At 59.6% G+C, this 16,139-nt stretch carries 15 protein-coding genes; 9 read left to right on the forward strand and 6 right to left on the reverse strand.

Features of this window, described 5'->3' with window-relative positions; genetic code table 11:
* Positions 1 to 36 precede the first annotated feature (36 nt).
* The 3 genes from POI8812_RS05615 to POI8812_RS05625 form a co-directional block, all read right to left on the reverse strand.
* Complete coding sequence (locus tag POI8812_RS05615; RefSeq protein ID WP_116203147.1) at positions 37 to 678, reverse strand: CDGSH iron-sulfur domain-containing protein; 642 nt, start codon at positions 676 to 678, stop codon at positions 37 to 39.
* A gap of 99 nt (positions 679 to 777) precedes the next feature.
* Positions 778 to 2,376 (reverse strand): ABC transporter substrate-binding protein, encoded by a 1,599-nt coding sequence (locus POI8812_RS05620; RefSeq protein WP_108781596.1) that lies wholly within the window; start codon positions 2,374 to 2,376, stop codon positions 778 to 780.
* Between the two features lie 91 nt (positions 2,377 to 2,467).
* A complete protein-coding gene (locus tag POI8812_RS05625; protein ID WP_108781597.1) occupies positions 2,468 to 5,095 on the reverse strand; it encodes a Hint domain-containing protein in 2,628 nt (875 codons plus the stop codon).
* Between the two features lie 248 nt (positions 5,096 to 5,343).
* Between POI8812_RS05625 and POI8812_RS05630 the strand changes: the two genes are divergently transcribed.
* Positions 5,344 to 6,180, forward strand: coding sequence for a hormone-sensitive lipase (locus tag POI8812_RS05630; RefSeq protein WP_108781598.1), 837 nt, complete (start codon positions 5,344 to 5,346; stop codon positions 6,178 to 6,180).
* Between the two features lie 21 nt (positions 6,181 to 6,201).
* Complete coding sequence (locus POI8812_RS05635; protein WP_108781599.1) at positions 6,202 to 6,645, forward strand: type II 3-dehydroquinate dehydratase; 444 nt, start codon at positions 6,202 to 6,204, stop codon at positions 6,643 to 6,645.
* Here POI8812_RS05635 and POI8812_RS05640 read toward each other — a convergent pair.
* Complete coding sequence (locus POI8812_RS05640) at positions 6,642 to 7,109, reverse strand: Lrp/AsnC ligand binding domain-containing protein (protein ID WP_108781600.1); 468 nt, start codon at positions 7,107 to 7,109, stop codon at positions 6,642 to 6,644. The two genes, POI8812_RS05635 and POI8812_RS05640, sit on opposite strands and share 4 nt — an antisense overlap.
* Before the next feature lie 120 nt (positions 7,110 to 7,229).
* On the opposite strand from POI8812_RS05640, the gene putA reads away from it, so the two are divergent.
* Entirely contained in the window at positions 7,230 to 10,640 is a 3,411-nt protein-coding gene (gene putA, locus POI8812_RS05645) for a bifunctional proline dehydrogenase/L-glutamate gamma-semialdehyde dehydrogenase PutA (protein WP_108781601.1), read from the forward strand.
* Here putA and POI8812_RS05650 read toward each other — a convergent pair.
* A complete protein-coding gene (locus tag POI8812_RS05650) occupies positions 10,637 to 11,269 on the reverse strand; it encodes a flagellar hook capping FlgD N-terminal domain-containing protein (protein WP_108781602.1) in 633 nt (210 codons plus the stop codon). The two genes, putA and POI8812_RS05650, sit on opposite strands and share 4 nt — an antisense overlap.
* Positions 11,270 to 11,279: 10 nt before the next feature.
* The gene (locus tag POI8812_RS17620) at positions 11,280 to 11,759 is read right to left on the reverse strand and encodes a flagellar hook-length control protein FliK (protein WP_162844923.1); all 480 of its coding nucleotides are present in this window, start codon (positions 11,757 to 11,759) and stop codon (positions 11,280 to 11,282) included.
* 704 nt (positions 11,760 to 12,463) lie between these two features.
* On the opposite strand from POI8812_RS17620, the gene POI8812_RS05660 reads away from it, so the two are divergent.
* From POI8812_RS05660 to POI8812_RS05685, 6 genes are all read left to right on the forward strand, one after another.
* Positions 12,464 to 12,727: a rod-binding protein gene (locus POI8812_RS05660; RefSeq protein WP_108781604.1), complete on the forward strand. Its 264-nt coding sequence runs from the start codon at positions 12,464 to 12,466 to the stop codon at positions 12,725 to 12,727.
* Positions 12,728 to 12,731: 4 nt separating this feature from the next.
* Positions 12,732 to 13,022 (forward strand): hypothetical protein, encoded by a 291-nt coding sequence (locus POI8812_RS05665; RefSeq protein WP_108781605.1) that lies wholly within the window; start codon positions 12,732 to 12,734, stop codon positions 13,020 to 13,022.
* Positions 13,023 to 13,219: 197 nt separating this feature from the next.
* Positions 13,220 to 14,464, forward strand: a complete 1,245-nt coding sequence (locus tag POI8812_RS05670) for a flagellin N-terminal helical domain-containing protein (RefSeq protein WP_108781606.1) — start codon at positions 13,220 to 13,222, stop codon at positions 14,462 to 14,464.
* Positions 14,465 to 14,530: 66 nt separating this feature from the next.
* Positions 14,531 to 14,908 (forward strand): flagellar biosynthesis regulator FlaF, encoded by a 378-nt coding sequence (locus tag POI8812_RS05675; protein WP_108781607.1) that lies wholly within the window; start codon positions 14,531 to 14,533, stop codon positions 14,906 to 14,908.
* Positions 14,908 to 15,303 (forward strand): flagellar biosynthesis repressor FlbT, encoded by a 396-nt coding sequence (gene flbT / locus POI8812_RS05680; RefSeq protein WP_108781608.1) that lies wholly within the window; start codon positions 14,908 to 14,910, stop codon positions 15,301 to 15,303. The genes POI8812_RS05675 and flbT overlap by 1 nt, the downstream gene beginning before the upstream one ends.
* A gap of 120 nt (positions 15,304 to 15,423) precedes the next feature.
* A complete protein-coding gene (locus POI8812_RS05685) occupies positions 15,424 to 16,134 on the forward strand; it encodes a DUF1217 domain-containing protein (RefSeq protein WP_162844924.1) in 711 nt (236 codons plus the stop codon).
* Positions 16,135 to 16,139: the final 5 nt, after the last annotated feature.

Raw genomic sequence — 16,139 nt, forward strand, 5'->3', positions numbered from 1 at the left:
AATTCGCGTTCCGATCCATTTGGAGGAAGAGGAGTGTCAGTCCTCGTCACTCCAGCCAGCATCGCGGTGGGAGCCGTCGCAAAAGGGTTTGTTTGATGACCGCCCACAGCGGCAGAGCGAATATTTTGCATGGCTTGCCTCGGCCCCGTTGAATTCGGCATCGAGTGGGATGTTCTTGACATGAAGGGGGCCGTTCTCGGCAATTGTGATGGAGACTTCACCGGTGGTCAGGTGGTGAGGTGTGACCTCTCCTGTCGTCATGCGCAGCGCGCCAGAGGGGCACGCGGCGACTGCGTCCATCATCTTGTCAAAGGTTTCGTTTTCAGGCTGACACCACGGCTTCTTCTCAGGATCGAACGCGCCGCCCGCCCGGGTGACGCATTCGGCGGCATGTGTGCAGAGGACAGGGGTGTAACTAATGGTGACGCTCACGCCTTGTGTCGTGCCGGTATAGGTGAGTGCCTTGTTCCGCTTGGGCGGTCCATCATTCGCGCTGCTGAAGCCCGCTGCTTTGTGGGAGCCATCGCAGAAGGGTTTGTTAGCGGACTTGCCGCATCGGCAGAGAAACGCCTTGGCGCCCGTCTCTATTGATCCTGAAACAGGGGACGTCAGATCCGGTGGGTTAGAGACGATCAGTGGCCCATCTTCAGCCATCGCGATTACGGGTTTGTCAGTCATCAGCCGTCCTCCTCGTTTTCCCAAAGCGTAGGGCATCCGTCCCAAAACGCAAAAGGCCCCGCGCGATGGCGGGGCCTCTCAGGTTGTGTTCGTTCAAGATCACTCAGCGAAGGTGAAATACTTGAAGCGGACGGTGTCTTCAGGATCCACCGTGGTCACCACGCGGTCGGCCATGCCCCAGTTGAGCACCTGGTGGTGAACCGGCAGGTAGATCGTCTCGGACTGAACAGTCTCCCAGATCTCGCCAATGGTGGCGTTGCGCGCCTCCAGATCGGTTTCGGAGGCGAGAGACTGGATCATGCCGTCGAGATCGGGGTTGGAGTAGCCCGTGCCGTTCCAGCTTCCGAAGTTTTCACCGCGGGTGTGGACCAGGAAGTTGAAGATGTACTCGGAGTCGTAGGTCGGGACACCCCAGCCCAGCATGTAGAAATCCGTTTCATCATTGGCGATGAGCGGGAAGTGCTGGGAGCGCGGCTTGGCGTCGAGGTTCACGGTGATGCCGATCTGCGCAAGCATGCCGACGGTCGCCTGACAGATCGCTTCATCATTGATGTAGCGGTCATTCGGGCAGTCCAACTGAACCGTGAAGCCGTCGCCATAGCCTGCCTCATCCATCAGCGCATTCGCTGCGGCAAGGTCGAAGGCCGGGTACTGGTCGAGATCTTCGGTCCAGCCGTTCACGAACGGAGGCATGATGACCCCTGCGGGCTGTGACTGGCCGCGCATAACGACCTGCTGGATGGCTTCGCGGTTGATGGCGATGTTCATTGCCTCGCGCACGCGCATGTCCGCAAACGGGTTCGCGCCGTCGACATTGTCGTTCTCGATATCGTCAGAGGCGACATCCATCCCGAAGAAGATCACGCGGTTCTGCGGCGCGGTGCGCACGTTCAGACCATCGGCGCTGTCGACGCGCTGAAGATCCTGCACGGGCACATCCTGAATGAAGTCGACCTCACCCGAAAGCAGAGCCGCGACACGCGTCGCCGGGTTCTGGATCGGGGTGTAGATGATCTGCGTGGCTTCCAGCGGGAAGGTGCCGATGCCCCAGTAATCCGGGTTTGCTGTCAGAACGGTGCGCACATCCGGCTCGCGGCTTTCGATCATATAAGCGCCAGTGCCGTTCATGTTGCGGGCAGAGAACGTGTCTTCGCCGCCTTCGTAGTCCTGTACTTCGGTGGCGTTGTTCGCCTCGGCCCAGCCCTTATCCATCATGAACATGTTGGTCAGGTTGTTGGGCAGGATCGGGTTCGGGCCGTCCGTCTCGATCTCGACGGTGTAGGGGCCTGTTGCGCGAACTTCGACCACCGAGGACAGCAATTCCTTGTAGTCGGAATTTTCGGACATCGCGCGGTTGAGCGAGAAGACCACATCTTCGGAATCGAAGGTCTCACCACCGTGATAGGTTACGCCCTCACGCAGTTGGAAGACCCAGACATTGGGGTTGTCTTCGGACGGTCCCCACTCTGTCGCGAGGCTGGGGATCATTGCGCCCGTCGGGTCGCGGTCCACGAGGGTTTCCATGACCTGATGCGCGAAGGTCGAGGTCGGGCCTTCGTTCTGGGCATGAGGGTCGAGGGTGAGGGTGTCGGCGGTACGCGCCCAACGGATCGTGGTGTCGCCATGCGCGTCTGCATAGGCGCCAGCGGCGGTGCCCGCCAGCAGAACAGCCGTGAGGGCTGCGGTGCGATATGTCATTTATCGTCTCCCTGTTTTTGACTGGGAGGGATTTGACCATCAAATCAAAAAAAGATGCAACCCATTGAAATCGGGGCAGCCTGAACCAGCCTTATCCAGCCAATGCAGCGACCTCGAACCGTTTCAGGGTTTCGCGGGCGGAGGGACCATAGGAATTTGCCCCGAAAACAGCGAGTTCGGGGAAGATGGAGAAGAGTTCGTGCCGGGCCGCATCGTTGATCGAGCGTAGCCCCATTTCACCGGGGTGGAAGCTCTCAGACGGCACGCCGTTTGCGAAGACAAGCTCATGCTGGTCGCACAGGATGTGATAATACTCGATCATGCCCGTCTCACGCCGTTTGACAGTGGTGCCGTTGACCAGGTGAGCGGCGGCGGCAAGCACTTCATTGGTGCCATGCAAAAGTCGATAATCCGAATTGTGAACCAGCATTCGGTGCTGAGGCGAAACTTCCAGCGCGGTTGTATTGCCCAACACGCCGGGTTCGAAGCGAATCGGTGCGAAGCGTCCGATGGCGGGCATGAGGCGCTTTCCGATCCAGCGGATGGGCTGCAATCCGTGGTCGCGCGTGATGATCAGATCGCCTTTCTCAAGGCTCTCAATCGGGCGTGGCCCGATCGGTGTGGAGATCAGCGTGCCGCGGGCAAAACAGATGACGCTCTCAATCTCGCGGAAGCGGACGACGGTGCCATCTTCGGTCGTGTAGATCCCGTTTTCAGTCGGGGCATTTCCGGGCGACAGGGTGGTGAGCCCGGCATCTGTATAGTAAACAACCCCGCCAATGCCGGCGCCGGAGCCGGTGAAGTCGAGGACGTCGATATCGTTGCCATCGTCATCCTCACCACCGGTGATCGTGACGTTACCTGTGCCGGGGATGGTGTCTTCAAGGAACGAGAACGTGTCGTTGCCGAACCCGCCGTCGATGATCTCATTCGCCGTCCAGCGGATGACGTCATTATCGTTGCCGCCGCCAAGCGTATCTTGGCTGCCGTCCAAACCGCCGGTGATGGTGTCAGCACCTGTCGAGCCTTCGATAGAGTCGGCGCCGTCACCACCTGAAAGCTGGTCATCGCCACCGTCGCCGAAGATGGTATCGGCGTCATTGCCGCCATCAATGGTGTCATTCGCAGCCCCACCGTAGATCTGGTCCGAGCCGTCGCCGCCGTCGATGCTGTCCGCACCGTCGCCGTTGAGGATAACTGTGTCGGTTGGAACCGAGAAGTTCTGCGTGTCGAAGGTGTAACCAGATTCTGTAACACGGGACCGTAGCGTGACAGTGAAATCGTCCTGATTTGTGAACCCAAGGTTAACCTGAGCATCCGGGTCATCTTGCGACGTATTGTTTTGCGAACCCGCGAAAGTGAAAAACGATCCGCCATCAGTAACTTGCAAGCCGGTGCCGACCGGATCAGCGGGATCTGTGACCTCATAAGAATCGAATTCTGTCGTGTTGACCCGGACTTCTTCGAAGTTTGTCCCCGACGTTCTGTCCAGATCCTGGAAGGAGAACGTCCCGTTCAGTGTGACGACGTTGCCCGTGAGAGTGGCGTGATTAAAGGTGCCAGCCTCGTAAAATTCGACGCGGATAACGACTTGAACTGCGTTGTTTTGAAATCTTACCAATCCGCTTGCAGCGTTGCCTGCAGCGTCTTCGTCCGTGTTGATGAGGACGAGGTTAGGATCGAGTTGGCCGTCGAGGGGACCACCCGGGTCGCTAATGGTGTCGTCATTATTGAGATCAACGCCGATCTCGTTCGTACCGCTATCGGTATCCGTATTGCTGACGTAGATAAGGCGGGCATCGACAACGATGCCCTCTGCAGTGCGCGCGACGCTGTTGTAGATGATGTAGTCGCCGACCTGTTCGTTGCCGACGCCGCCTGGTGCGCTCGAGCCGGTCGTATCCACATCAGTCCGGTCGAAGCCGAACAGTTCGACGTCGCCGTCGGGATCAATGATGACCGCGCTGTCACCAAAGATGGTGTCGTCGCCTGTCCCACCATCGATGGTGTCATCATTGCCCTCACCCAGGATCGAGTCGTTGCCGATCCCGCCGGAGATGCTGTCATTGCCATTGCCGCCGAGCAGCGTGTCGTTGCCCGCATCGCCGCTGATCGTATCCCCGTTCAGGCCGCCGGATACGCTGTCATTGTCGTCACCACCGGTGATGACATCCGCTCCGCTTCCGCCGAAGATCGTATCTTCACCGGTGCCGCCATCGATTGTGTCGGCACCGCCACGCCCGTCGATGCTGTCATCCCCTTCATGGGCGTTGATGACATCCGGGTTGCCCAGATCAGGGCCGCCGCTGGCTGGAACGGTTTCATCCCCAGACGGCAAGACGTCATAGGAAACAGCACTGGGTGACGTGTTGAAGTCGGTGTTGGGAACCGAAAAAGTCGCAGGAGAGCCTTCTTCCAGGATCGCGTATAGCGTTCCGTTGATGCTCAGCAAGTAGCCAGTTTTGGTTCCGCCGTCATACGGAAAGGTTGCGAAAAGGAATGTGTTCTGGTTGCTGGACGTATATGCGCCGCCGCTAAAGATAGAAGCGGTCTGATCATCGGTCGCCTGGTCTGGGTCCAGCGAGGTGCTCGTCGCGCCAGTGTCAACGATGTGAATCCCGAACGTTGACGCGCCCGTGGTGTCGACATCCACGTTGCCGCCATTCGCCGTGAAAATGTCGCTCCAAAGATACGCGGTATGTGTCGAAAGATTTGCCATCAGGAGTGCCCCGTCGCGACCGACTCAAGAGCCGGGCGTCCATCGCCCGGATGTATTTAGTCGGCACTATCATGCTAGACAGCCCACGAAATCAAGCATAGTCAGCCTTAACGATATTGCCGTTTTGAGGAACAACCGTAAGTTGCTCAATTGGGCGAAATTGGGTCATTTCGGCTCGATATCAAGGCAGTTAGACTGCTGAGCTGCGATATTGATGCTTTGTCTTATCTGCCGATTTGGGAGCTTGCATGCCGATTGCGATTGAGGATTGGGATGACGCCTATGCGAACGGTGCTCATATCGCCGGTGCAGATGCGTTTCCGCCGCGCTGGGCCGATGCGGCTGCTCAGTTTCGGGATCAGGTTTCCGCCGCGGGACGCGCAAGGTTGGCTGTGTCCTATGGTGAAGGCGACCGTCACGTGTTCGACTTGTTCCAGCCGGAGGATGAGAGTCGTGGCCTCGCCGTCTTCATACATGGCGGGTATTGGCGGGCCTTTGATGGGCAGAGCTGGTCACACCTTGCGGCTGGGGCGCTGGACGCCGGATATCACGTCGCGATCCCGAGCTATGATCTTTGCCCGACTGTCGGCATGGGTGACATCCTGAACCAGATGGCCCGCGCCGTTGCGCGGGCCGCTGCGTTGACGCAAGGGCCGATCTTTCTGTCGGGCCACTCGGCTGGCGGCCATTTGGTGACGCGGTTGGTTTGCAGCGAAACGCCGTTGCCGCGACATGTGGCTGAGCGGGTTCGGGCTGGGCGCGTGTTGAGCATCAGCGGTGTCCACGACCTGCGCCCGTTGCTGCGCACGCAGATGAACCTCGATCTGCGCCTGGACCATGAAACGGCCAAGGCATTGAGCCCAGCTCTGCGTATGCCAGCCGTCGGCACCGAAGTTCTGTGCTGGGTTGGGGCGCAGGAGCGACCGGAATTTCTGCGTCAGTCTGAACTATTGGCCAGCATCTGGCGCGGTTGCGGCGCAGCCACGGCGTCGCATATCGAGCCGGGACGCCACCATTTTGATGTGATAGATGATCTTGCAGAGGTGGACAGTGCCATGGTGCGGACCTGGCTGGGCCTGTCCTGATCCAGTAGCCGAGGTGTGCGCGTGACGACCAAGATCCATATTCTCAATGGCCCAAACCTGAACTTGCTGGGCGAACGCCAGCCAGAGATCTATGGCCACGATACGCTTGCCGATATTGAGGCGCGGGCGCAGGCGCAATGTGACGCATTGGGAATGGAGCTGACCTTTGCTCAGACAAATTCCGAAGGCGGGCTTGTCGATCTGATACAGGCCGCGCGGGCGCAGAAGGCCGCGATTATCATCAATGCCGGAGCTTATACCCACACATCCGTGGCGGTCTTGGACGCGTTGAGCGCCTGTGATGGGTTGTTCATCGTTGAACTGCATCTGAGCAGCCCGCATCGACGCGAGGCGTTTCGCCATAAATCGTATGTTGCGCTTGCGGCGGACGCGGTCATCGCGGGCTTTGGAGCCGATGGTTACCGGCTCGCGGTGGAGGCGGTGGCCGCACGGGTCGCCCGCTAGAGCGGATCGTCCTTCACCGTCTCCATGGCCACGAAAGTCGAGGTCTGGATGACATGGGGGAGGGCGGCGATCGTCTCTCCCAACAGACGTCGATATTCGGCGATATCGCGCGTGCGCACCTTGAGCAGGTAGTCAAAGCTGGACGCGATCATATGGCATTGCTCGATCTCAGCGACCTTGCGCACGGCGGCGTTGAAACGATCGAGCGCGTGGGTGGTCGAGTCGCTGAGCGTCACCTGCACGAATGCGATATGCGCCCGCTCTAACATTTCCATATCAAGGACAGCGCGGTAGCCGCGGATCAGACCCTGTTCCTCCATCCGGCGCATGCGCACCAGACACGGGGTCTTTGACAGGCCAACCTTTTCGGACAGGTCCGTCACGGTGATCCGGCCGTGTTGGGCCAGAACCGTCAGGATGCGCGCATCCACTTGGTCAAATTGACTTCCTTCGGGCAAATCCATCGCCACACCCTCTGCTCAAGACGACTTATTTGGACAAAATAACACACGAGCAACGATATTTCAGCAAAAACGTTTTCTCGACATGACCTAGAAAGGAGATCAGTCAGGGGAGGTGCCTTCATGGATTTGCTGGGTGAAAAGCGACAGATCGTGCGCGCGGGGTTGCGGGCGGATGAGCAAGCGCTTGTTGAGGCGTTGGCCGCGCAAAGTGGCCTTTCGACGGCGGATCAGCAGCGGATCGCGGCCAGCGGTGCGGATCTGGTGCGCCGGGTGCGTGCGCAGGGATCACCATCGCTGATGGACGTTTTTCTTGCTGAATATGGCCTGACAAATGATGAGGGCATTGCGCTGATGTGCCTGGCCGAGGCTTTATTGCGTGTGCCGGATGCCGCGACGATTGATGCACTGATCGATGATAAGATTGGAGGCTCTGACTGGGCGTCCCATGCTGGGCATTCCACCTCCCCGCTCGTCAATGCATCGACCTGGGCGTTGATGTTGACGGGGCGGGTGCTGGCCGAGGATGCCGCCCCGTTGACCGGAACATTGCGCCGGGTCGTGCGGCGGCTGGGGGAGCCGGTGATCCGCGCCGCCGTGGCCCGTGCCATGCGCGAGATGGGGCGGCAATTCGTTTTGGGGGAAAGCATTGAGGCGGGTCTTGTCCGCGCCCGCAAGCGGGAGGATGAGGGCTACACCTATTCCTATGACATGTTGGGCGAAGCTGCGATGACCGCCGCGGATGCCGGACGGTATCGAGCCTCCTACACCAATGCGATGCGTGCGATTGGGGCGGTTGCGCATGCGGGAACGGTGGCGGTGAATCCGGGCATTTCCATAAAACTCTCTGCCTTGCATCCACGATATGAATTCGCGCAACGCGACCGGGTGATGGCCGAACTGGTGCCGATCGTCCGCGATCTGGCGCGGCAGGCGGCGGCGCTGAATATCGGGCTGAACATTGACGCGGAGGAGGCCGCGCGCCTCGACCTCTCGCTTGATGTGATCGAGGCGGTCGCACGCGACCCTGAACTGGGCAAATGGGACGGTCTGGGCGTCGTGGTTCAGGCTTATGGTCTGCGCGCGGGACCCGTGATCGACTGGATCGCAGCCCTTGCCCGTCAGTCTGGCCGTAGAATGATGGTGCGCTTGGTGAAGGGCGCCTATTGGGACACGGAGATCAAGCACGCCCAGGAGCAGGGGCTAACGGGGTATCCTGTGTTCACGCGAAAATCGGCCACGGACATCTCGTATCTGGCCTGCGCGCGCAAATTGCTCGATTTGCGCGAGGTGCTCTATCCGCAATTTGCGACTCACAATGCGCACACGGTCGCCGCGGTGTTCGACATGGCGGGCGACACGGATGGATATGAATTTCAGCGGTTGCATGGCATGGGGCAGGGTCTGCACGAAGCGATGCGTGCGCAGGTTGGCACCCGCTGCCGAATCTATGCACCTGTTGGCGCCCATAAAGACCTGCTCGCCTATCTGGTGCGGCGCCTGCTGGAAAACGGGGCCAACAGCTCGTTCGTCAACCGGATGGCAGATGAAAGTCTGAGGCCGGAGCAAGTGGCCGGGGACCCGTTTGCTGAACTTAAGTTGGAAGAGGTCAGGATCGGTGCGCCCAACACGGTTTTTGCGCCGCGCCGGGATGCCATGGGCTTTGACCTGGATGACCCGGTGACCGTTTCACAGATCGAGGCAGAGCGTGCCCGTTGGCGGACTGCTCAATGGCGTGCCGAGCCGATCATCGCGGGCACGGCTAGGTCGAGTTCGCAGGAGCAGGTCAGCTCCCCCAATGATCCGGGGGATGTCGTTGGCACTGTCAGCGCTGCGAGTGACTTGGACATTGAGGCCGCTTTGTCGGATGCCGGGATCTGGACAGAAACGGTGGGCACCCGCGCTGCTGTCCTGCGCCGTGCGGCAGATTTATATGAAGAGGCATGGCCCGAATTGTTTGCGCTGGCCACACGCGAAGCGGGCAAGACCCTTCCGGATTGCGTAGCGGAGCTGCGTGAAGCTGTGGACTTCCTGAGGTATTATGCTGATGAGGCCGAGCGCCGCGATGGCGTTGCGCGCGGCACGTTTGTCTGCATCTCGCCCTGGAATTTCCCGCTTGCCATTTTCACGGGACAGGTGGCGGCAGCCCTGGCGATGGGCAATGCGGTGATTGCGAAGCCGGCAGATCAGACGCCGTTGATGGCGGCCGCTGCGGTGCGCCTGTTGCACCGTGCCGGCGTCCCGCGCGCTGTACTTCAGCTGCTGCCGGGATCTGGTGCCCATGTCGGCGCTGCCCTCGTGGCGGATGCAAGAGTTGCGGGTGTGTGCTTCACCGGCTCTACGGCCACAGCCATCCGAATTGATCGCGCGATGGCTGAGAGTGGAAATGCTGCGGCTCCATTGATTGCGGAGACTGGCGGGCTGAATGCGATGATCGTCGACTCGACCGCTCTGCCAGAGCAGGCCGTGCGCGATGTTGTTGCCTCAGCCTTCCAGTCGGCGGGCCAGCGCTGCTCTGCCGCGCGGGTCCTCTATGTGCAGGAGGACACGGCAGACACCGTTCTGACAATGCTGAAGGGCGCGATGGATGAGTTGAATGTCGCGGACACCTGGGCGCTGTCATCAGATCTGGGCAGTGTGATTGACGGGGCTGCCCGCGATCGAATTGAAGCCCACATCGCCGGTCACGAGGTGCTGCATCGTGTGGCTGAGCGGGGCGGTGCGCTTTCGGTTGCACCAACCCTGCTGCGGATCGATGGGATCGGTGTGTTGGATGAAGAAGTGTTTGGTCCGGTGCTGCATGTCGCGACGTTCCGCGCCGAAGAGCTCGACCAGGTGATCGATGCAATCAACGCGAGCGGGTATGGCCTGACCTTTGGACTGCACACCCGTATTGATGACCGGGTTCAGCACATCATCGACCGCGTTGCCTGCGGCAATATCTATGTGAATCGCAACCAAATCGGTGCTGTCGTCGGCTCGCAACCCTTCGGTGGCGAAGGGCTCTCGGGAACGGGACCGAAAGCGGGTGGTCCAGATTATCTGGATGCATTCGGTCAGACGTCTGGCTGGGCAGAGGCGCCTTTGTCTGAACCCGGTCACCGGGACGAGGTCGAACCCGCGCTGACACTTAAGGCGGATCTGCCGGGCCCGACGGGAGAGAGCAATCGCCTGATGACAACCGCGCGTGGTCGTGTGCTGTGTGTCGGGCCGGGTGACGAGATGATCGCTCGGCAGTCTGCGGCTGCCCGTGCGATGGGGTGCGAGGCTGTCGCGCTGGCAGCGAGTGAAACGCTCGAACAGGCGCTTGCAACGATGCAGCCCCTCGCGGCGGTTTGTGCCGATCCGTCAATCGCGACGGTTGTGCGAAAGGGGCTGGCCAATCGGGCGGGGGCGCGCATTCCGATCCTGTTTGGTCCGGGCGAGGCGTGGCGTCTGCGGCAGGAGCGCCATGTCTGCGTTGATCTGACCGCATCGGGTGGAAATGCGGGCTTGCTCGCCGCCACCGGGTTGGCGGTCGGTGCGACCGCCTAACGCAACGCTGCAACGTCAGCGAGCGGGACGGATTGACCTGAGGCGAGGATCAGATCCACGCCCTCGGGCTGTAGGCGCGCCTCGACCACGGTGCCCGCGGTGCGGGCCTGTTCGAGCAATTGGTCCCCGCTGGCCTGAGAGGAACGGAGGGACAGCGTGTAGTCCCCGTCCGGGGCGCGCAGACCGCCGCTGATCCGACCATCCCAGCTATGGCTGGTAAAGGGTTGGTCGCTGACCACCTCTCCCATGGCGTTGGTGACGACCAGCCGATCGCCGGCATTGGGCGTATGATCGAGCGAAAACTCCAATGGCGTTCCGTCAAAGCGCGCGGCGCTGCGCGTCTCAACGGTGCGGTCTATCCAGCCGGACAGGGCAGCGGTGTCGCTGGCCCGCAGGGACGCGGCCAGCGTATCGAGTTTCTGGTTTGACAGCACCTGCTGTTCAACGCTTGAGAAGGTCGCCAACTGCGCGACAAACTGCGTCGACTCCATTGGTTTGAGCGGATCCTGATTGCGCAGCTGAGAGGTCAGCAATTGCAGGAATGTCTGAAAATCGGCTGTCACGGCCGATGCGGTACTGGTCGTCTGACCCGGGGTGGAGGACGGCGTCAGTGTTGGCGAAATCTCCATCAACTTCTCCTCATAATCTTAGGTCCAGACCAGTGGTAAGGCCGACCGGACGTCTGGTTTCTGTAGGTTGCTGGGGGTTGGTGTCGGCCTCTTGCGACGCGCCCTCGGGGCTGTCAGATGGCCGATTATCGGAAAAGCTCAACTGTGTTCCGGCAAAGCCCGCATCCGACAGAAGGCGGATCAGGTGATCGCCCCAACGGCGCATCAGATCGACTGTTTCAGCCCGCTCACCCATCAAAACTGCTGTGATTGCGTCACCTTCAACGCTGACATGGATGCTCACGCGACCCAGCTCTGGTGGATCAAGGCGGATCTCGGCAGCGCCGGATTTGCCCTGCACAACCAATTCTCCGACCGTTTGGGCAATCTGTGCTGCCGCCTGTGGGGGTAGCGATGGAGGGGGTGCGGTGCGTGGCGCCGCCTCAACCGCGTGCGGCGTCGCGGGCGACGGGCGTATGTCCGACACCGGATCTAGAGGTGCTTCCGACATCGCTAGTTTCGCTTGAAGGCCTGCGGGCTGGTGCGCCTGTGTGCCGCCGTCCCCAGTACCCAGCGGAACAGAGGGCTGAGGTTGCTGCTGAGGCGGAAGGTGCGATTGCGGTCCCTCCGAAGATAGGGGCACAAAACCAGGTGGCGGCTGCCGCACAGTGGATATGCCTATCTGAGGGTTCACCCCATCGTCCATCTGAAACGGCGCCGGTGCGTGTGATATGTTCATGGCATCTTTCGGATTGGAGGAGGTGTCGGCGTCAGTAGTGTCCGCAACCGCTTGGTGTTCCGGCACGGGCTGTGGGGGAGTTGGAACATCCAAATTTGTCGTGAAAGCGGGTTGCGCTGTGCGTGTTTCGCCCTGTGACCCAGCTTCTTGGCGATTGTCAGCCTGCGCATCATCCGAATTTTGCATCGACCCGATTGTCGACGGAATGACTGCAATTGCTAAGCGTTGCGTGGCTATTGGCGTGTGTTCTGGCGGCGGATTGTCCGCAAGCTCCAACAAAAAAGTGGCCAACTCGGGGACAGTCCCAGACGCCGACGCGTCCCCAGCTTGCATCTGGAGACGCGGCGACTCCGTCGGGGGGGTGGCAGGTAACTGCACGGCATTCTCCACTTCGTTCGCAATTGGCTTAACAGCGATTCCCTTACGATTTCTTTACGGATCACCGGGCAAAAGCGAGGCAGAGAAGGAGAAGAGAGATGCAGGTTTCCCCGACCAGCGTGGTGCAAGATACACCGCAAATTCAAAGACTTCGTGAAACGGCGATACGGATGGAGGGAGCGTTTCTTGCCGAAATGCTGCGTCATGGTGGGGCCGACAGGCCGAGAGCTGAGTTGGGTGGCGGCGCGGGGGAGGATGCGTTTTCTTCGATGCTCGCGCGCGAGCAGGCCGACCACTTCGCCCGTGCGGGCGGAATTGGCCTGGCCGAAGCCATATTTGAAGCGCTCAAGCGGGAGGTTTGATGTCATGACATTCACGGAATTCGAACATCATCAGCAAGAGTTGGTCGAGGCGTTGCTGAATGGCACATCACTGCCGAACCCGGATACCCTTAACGCACTTGAAGTGGGTGACTTTTCGCGTGAACAGATCGTAGCCGCACGTGGCCATTTGAAGCGGAGCGAAACGCTCTTGGCCGCTGCTATCTCCGGCTTGAGGCGCGCGCGCGCCATGGGCGGGTCAGACAAGCTTGCCTACACTGCCGATGGCGGCGTCGTCACGTCGACAGCGCGCGGCAAACTGGCCTTAAAGCGCTGATTGAGGTTAATCGGCCGTTCATGTTGATCGTCTGATTTTTTCACCTTTCCTTAAGTCCAAAACACGCAGTGTAAGGCTACTCAGAACGAGGTGGGTTTTGCCCTAGGCGTCAGAAAGGCGTTCGTCCCTGCGTCCTGCGCAGGATTTGAACTCAGTACCCGGTGTCGAATGCACCGGAACGCCAAAGGAAGTATGTAATGTCGAGTATTCTTACCAACACCAGCGCCATGGTCGCCCTTGATACGTTGCGCGGTATCAACCGTTCGCTGTCGGAGACCCAAAGCCAGATTTCGACCGGGCTTAAGGTTTCCTCCGCCAAGGATAACGCCGCTGTTTGGTCGATCTCCCAAGCGATGCAGACCGATATTGACGGGTTTTCGGCCATTCAGGACAACCTGATGCTGGGCAATTCGACTGTCTCCGTCGCGCGGGAGGCGGCTGAATCCGTCGTCGAACTTATGGGCGAAGTGAAAAAACAGGTCCTTGCGGCGCAGGAAAGCGGGAATGACAAGGCCAAGATCCAGACAGAGATCAATGCGCTGCGCGATCAGGTAGAATCCATTGTGAATGCTGCTCAGTTCAATGGTGTGAACCTTCTGAAGGGCACGGAAGCCATCACGGTTTTGTCTTCGCTTGATCGTGACGCTTCGGGTGATGTGACGCCGTCCCGGATTACCGTGAACCGTGTTGACCTCGCGCCGACAGTCGAAACTGCGGGGACGACCGATATTACAACCTCTGACCTCATGACGGGCACTGGCACTGGTTCGACCTTCGCTGGCAATGCTGGCACGCCAGAGGCTGCGATTGCATTCGTTGATGCGGGTGTTACCGCCGGGGCCACTTATGAGGTGCAAATCACTGGTTCAGGTGCCGCGGGCGCTGATACCGGCGGCCTTCAAACGTTCACTTACATTGCAAGCGATACGGATACGCGTCTGGACGTCTCCAACGCCCTCAAGTCACAAATCGACACCTATATCTCCGACAACTCACTGACGTTGCTGTCCACCTCTCAGGACGCGACAACGGGCGAGTTGACGATTGCACTTGGTGGCGGTCAGGGCACAGACAACCTGCTCGTCGATCTGGACGCATTTTCGGGCGGTGTCCGGGCTGGTGGCCTGACGGAGCTTGGTTCGATGGATGTGACGACGACCGATGGGGCAGTTCAGGCGCTCAGCGATGTTGAAGCGCTTTTGACAACCGCAATCGATGCGGCGGCAAGCTTCGGTTCCGTGCAGGGACGGATCGAGACGCAGTCCGATTTCATCGGATCGCTGAAGGACTCGCTTACAACGGGCCGGGCAGCGCTTGTCGATGCCAATATGGAAGAAACCTCAGCGCGCCTGCAGGCGCTTCAGGTCCAACAGCAGCTTGGCATTCAGTCCCTCTCGATCGCCAACCAGGCCCCGCAGAACATTCTGGCGCTGTTCCGCTAATCATTGTGCAGAGCGCCCTGAGGGGCGCTCTGCAAGCTTTCACATAGAATGATTGAGACGTGACACATGATTACGAGCAGAAGTGCGCGACAGGCCTATCATGCGACCAAGGCGACCACCGCTTCGCCGCGCGATGTCGAGGCCGCGATCCTTTCCTCCATCAATGCCGACTTGCGACAAGCCCTTGACGGTAAAATGAAACATCCTGACCTGTGTGTTCTTCTCGACAAGAACGCAAAGATTTGGCGGCATTTTCACAGTGATCTGAATTCTACTGGCAACGGATTGCCAATTGATCTCAAGCAAAGGCTGCTGGGTCTGGCGGATATGGTCTTCGTTGAGACCGACAGGATATTGCGGGGGGGAGCAGGCGTCGGCGAGTTGATCGCGATTAACGATGCCATCATCGCCGGCTTGCGCCCCGCAATGCAGGAGGTCGCATAATGGCGGGCCTGATCTTGAAATTGAGACCATCAGAGCGGCTATTGATCAACGGTGCTGTGATTGAGAACGGCGATCGTCGTTGCCGCCTGAATATTATTAGCCCTGGTGCCAATGTTCTACGCCTTCGCGACGCAGTTCACCCTGCTGACGCCAACACGCCGGTCAAACGGGCCTGTTATATCGCGCAGCTTTTGCTGGCGGGTGAGGTGGGCGAAGATGCCGCCCGCGGTGATCTCGTGCGAAGCATCTCGCAGCTCCAGTCGGTTCTGACCGATCCAGAGTCTTCACGCACGCTGTCCGAGGCGGCCGAGTATCTGAAGTCGGATCAGATCTATCAGGTGCTTCGGGAGCTTCGAACTCTGCTGCCGCTGGAAGACAGACTGATGCGTGCGTGAGATATGTTCACCCCGATCATACCGTTCGATGGCCTGGCGGGTTATCGCTACCTACAACGAACAATTGTCGATCAAAAAACAGCAACTCTGGAAAATCCGCAGATCAGACGGGATCTTGAGTTGCTCAAGACGCAAATGCCGCAGATTGGTTCAGCGGCGGATCTGATTGGTGACCGGGAGGCCCTTGCCTCGGTGTTGACGGCATTTGGGATGGGCGATCGGCTCGATCAACGTGCACTGTTGCGCCAGGTGCTTGAGCAAGGACCGGGAGAAGATGCCCTTGCCCGGCGCATCGGTGATCCGCGTTTGATCGCTTTTGCGCAATTTTTCGCGGACTCCAATGGTGGGTTTCCTGTTGTGGAACCAGAGAGACTGGCTCGGCTTGCCGACCAATATGCGGAGGCCGCATTCGTGGAGTCTGTCGCGGAAGTCTCTCCGCAACAAAGCCTGGCATTGCAATTTGACGCGGATGTTGCGGCATTGTTGGAGACGGACAGCTCCGAACGCACCCTCTGGTTTCGTATTCTCGGCTCCGTCTCGTTGCGGGACGTTTTTGCGACGGCTTTGAACGTCCCGGTAGCTGTTGGTGCGCTCGAGATTGACAGGCAGGCAGATATTTTTGCGGCCCAGTTTCAGAAATTCGCTGGCGACGCGTCACTTAGATCCTTGGCTGATCCAGCTGTGAGTGAGCGAATGCTCTCGCGCTTCTTTCTGCTGAGCCCTCAGGGGCAGAGCAGTTCCGGCGTGACGTCGCCCGCACTGCAAATTCTGCAGGCTGGTCAAGCCAGTCAGAGTGTCGCGCAGAGCCTGTTGCTCTCGCGGCTTGGGTGATGCCA

Source organism: Pontivivens insulae (assembly GCF_900302495.1).
GTDB lineage: Bacteria > Pseudomonadota > Alphaproteobacteria > Rhodobacterales > Rhodobacteraceae > Pontivivens > Pontivivens insulae.

Excerpts from the sequence above, each read along its gene's own strand:
- POI8812_RS05660 (WP_108781604.1), top strand. The coding sequence starts at position 12,464 with ATGCAGGTTTCCCCGACCAGCGTGGTGCAAGATACACCGCAAATTCAA.
- POI8812_RS05620 (WP_108781596.1), bottom strand. The coding sequence starts at position 2,376 with ATGACATATCGCACCGCAGCCCTCACGGCTGTTCTGCTGGCGGGCACC.
- POI8812_RS05630 (WP_108781598.1), top strand. The coding sequence starts at position 5,344 with ATGCCGATTGCGATTGAGGATTGGGATGACGCCTATGCGAACGGTGCT.
- POI8812_RS17620 (WP_162844923.1), bottom strand. The coding sequence starts at position 11,759 with ATGTCGGAAGCACCTCTAGATCCGGTGTCGGACATACGCCCGTCGCCC.
- POI8812_RS05665 (WP_108781605.1), top strand. The coding sequence starts at position 12,732 with ATGACATTCACGGAATTCGAACATCATCAGCAAGAGTTGGTCGAGGCG.
- POI8812_RS05675 (WP_108781607.1), top strand. The coding sequence starts at position 14,531 with ATGATTACGAGCAGAAGTGCGCGACAGGCCTATCATGCGACCAAGGCG.
- POI8812_RS05670 (WP_108781606.1), top strand. The coding sequence starts at position 13,220 with ATGTCGAGTATTCTTACCAACACCAGCGCCATGGTCGCCCTTGATACG.
- POI8812_RS05640 (WP_108781600.1), bottom strand. The coding sequence starts at position 7,109 with ATGGATTTGCCCGAAGGAAGTCAATTTGACCAAGTGGATGCGCGCATC.
- putA (WP_108781601.1), top strand. The coding sequence starts at position 7,230 with ATGGATTTGCTGGGTGAAAAGCGACAGATCGTGCGCGCGGGGTTGCGG.
- flbT (WP_108781608.1), top strand. The coding sequence starts at position 14,908 with ATGGCGGGCCTGATCTTGAAATTGAGACCATCAGAGCGGCTATTGATC.
- POI8812_RS05650 (WP_108781602.1), bottom strand. The coding sequence starts at position 11,269 with ATGGAGATTTCGCCAACACTGACGCCGTCCTCCACCCCGGGTCAGACG.
- POI8812_RS05615 (WP_116203147.1), bottom strand. The coding sequence starts at position 678 with ATGACTGACAAACCCGTAATCGCGATGGCTGAAGATGGGCCACTGATC.
- POI8812_RS05625 (WP_108781597.1), bottom strand. The coding sequence starts at position 5,095 with ATGGCAAATCTTTCGACACATACCGCGTATCTTTGGAGCGACATTTTC.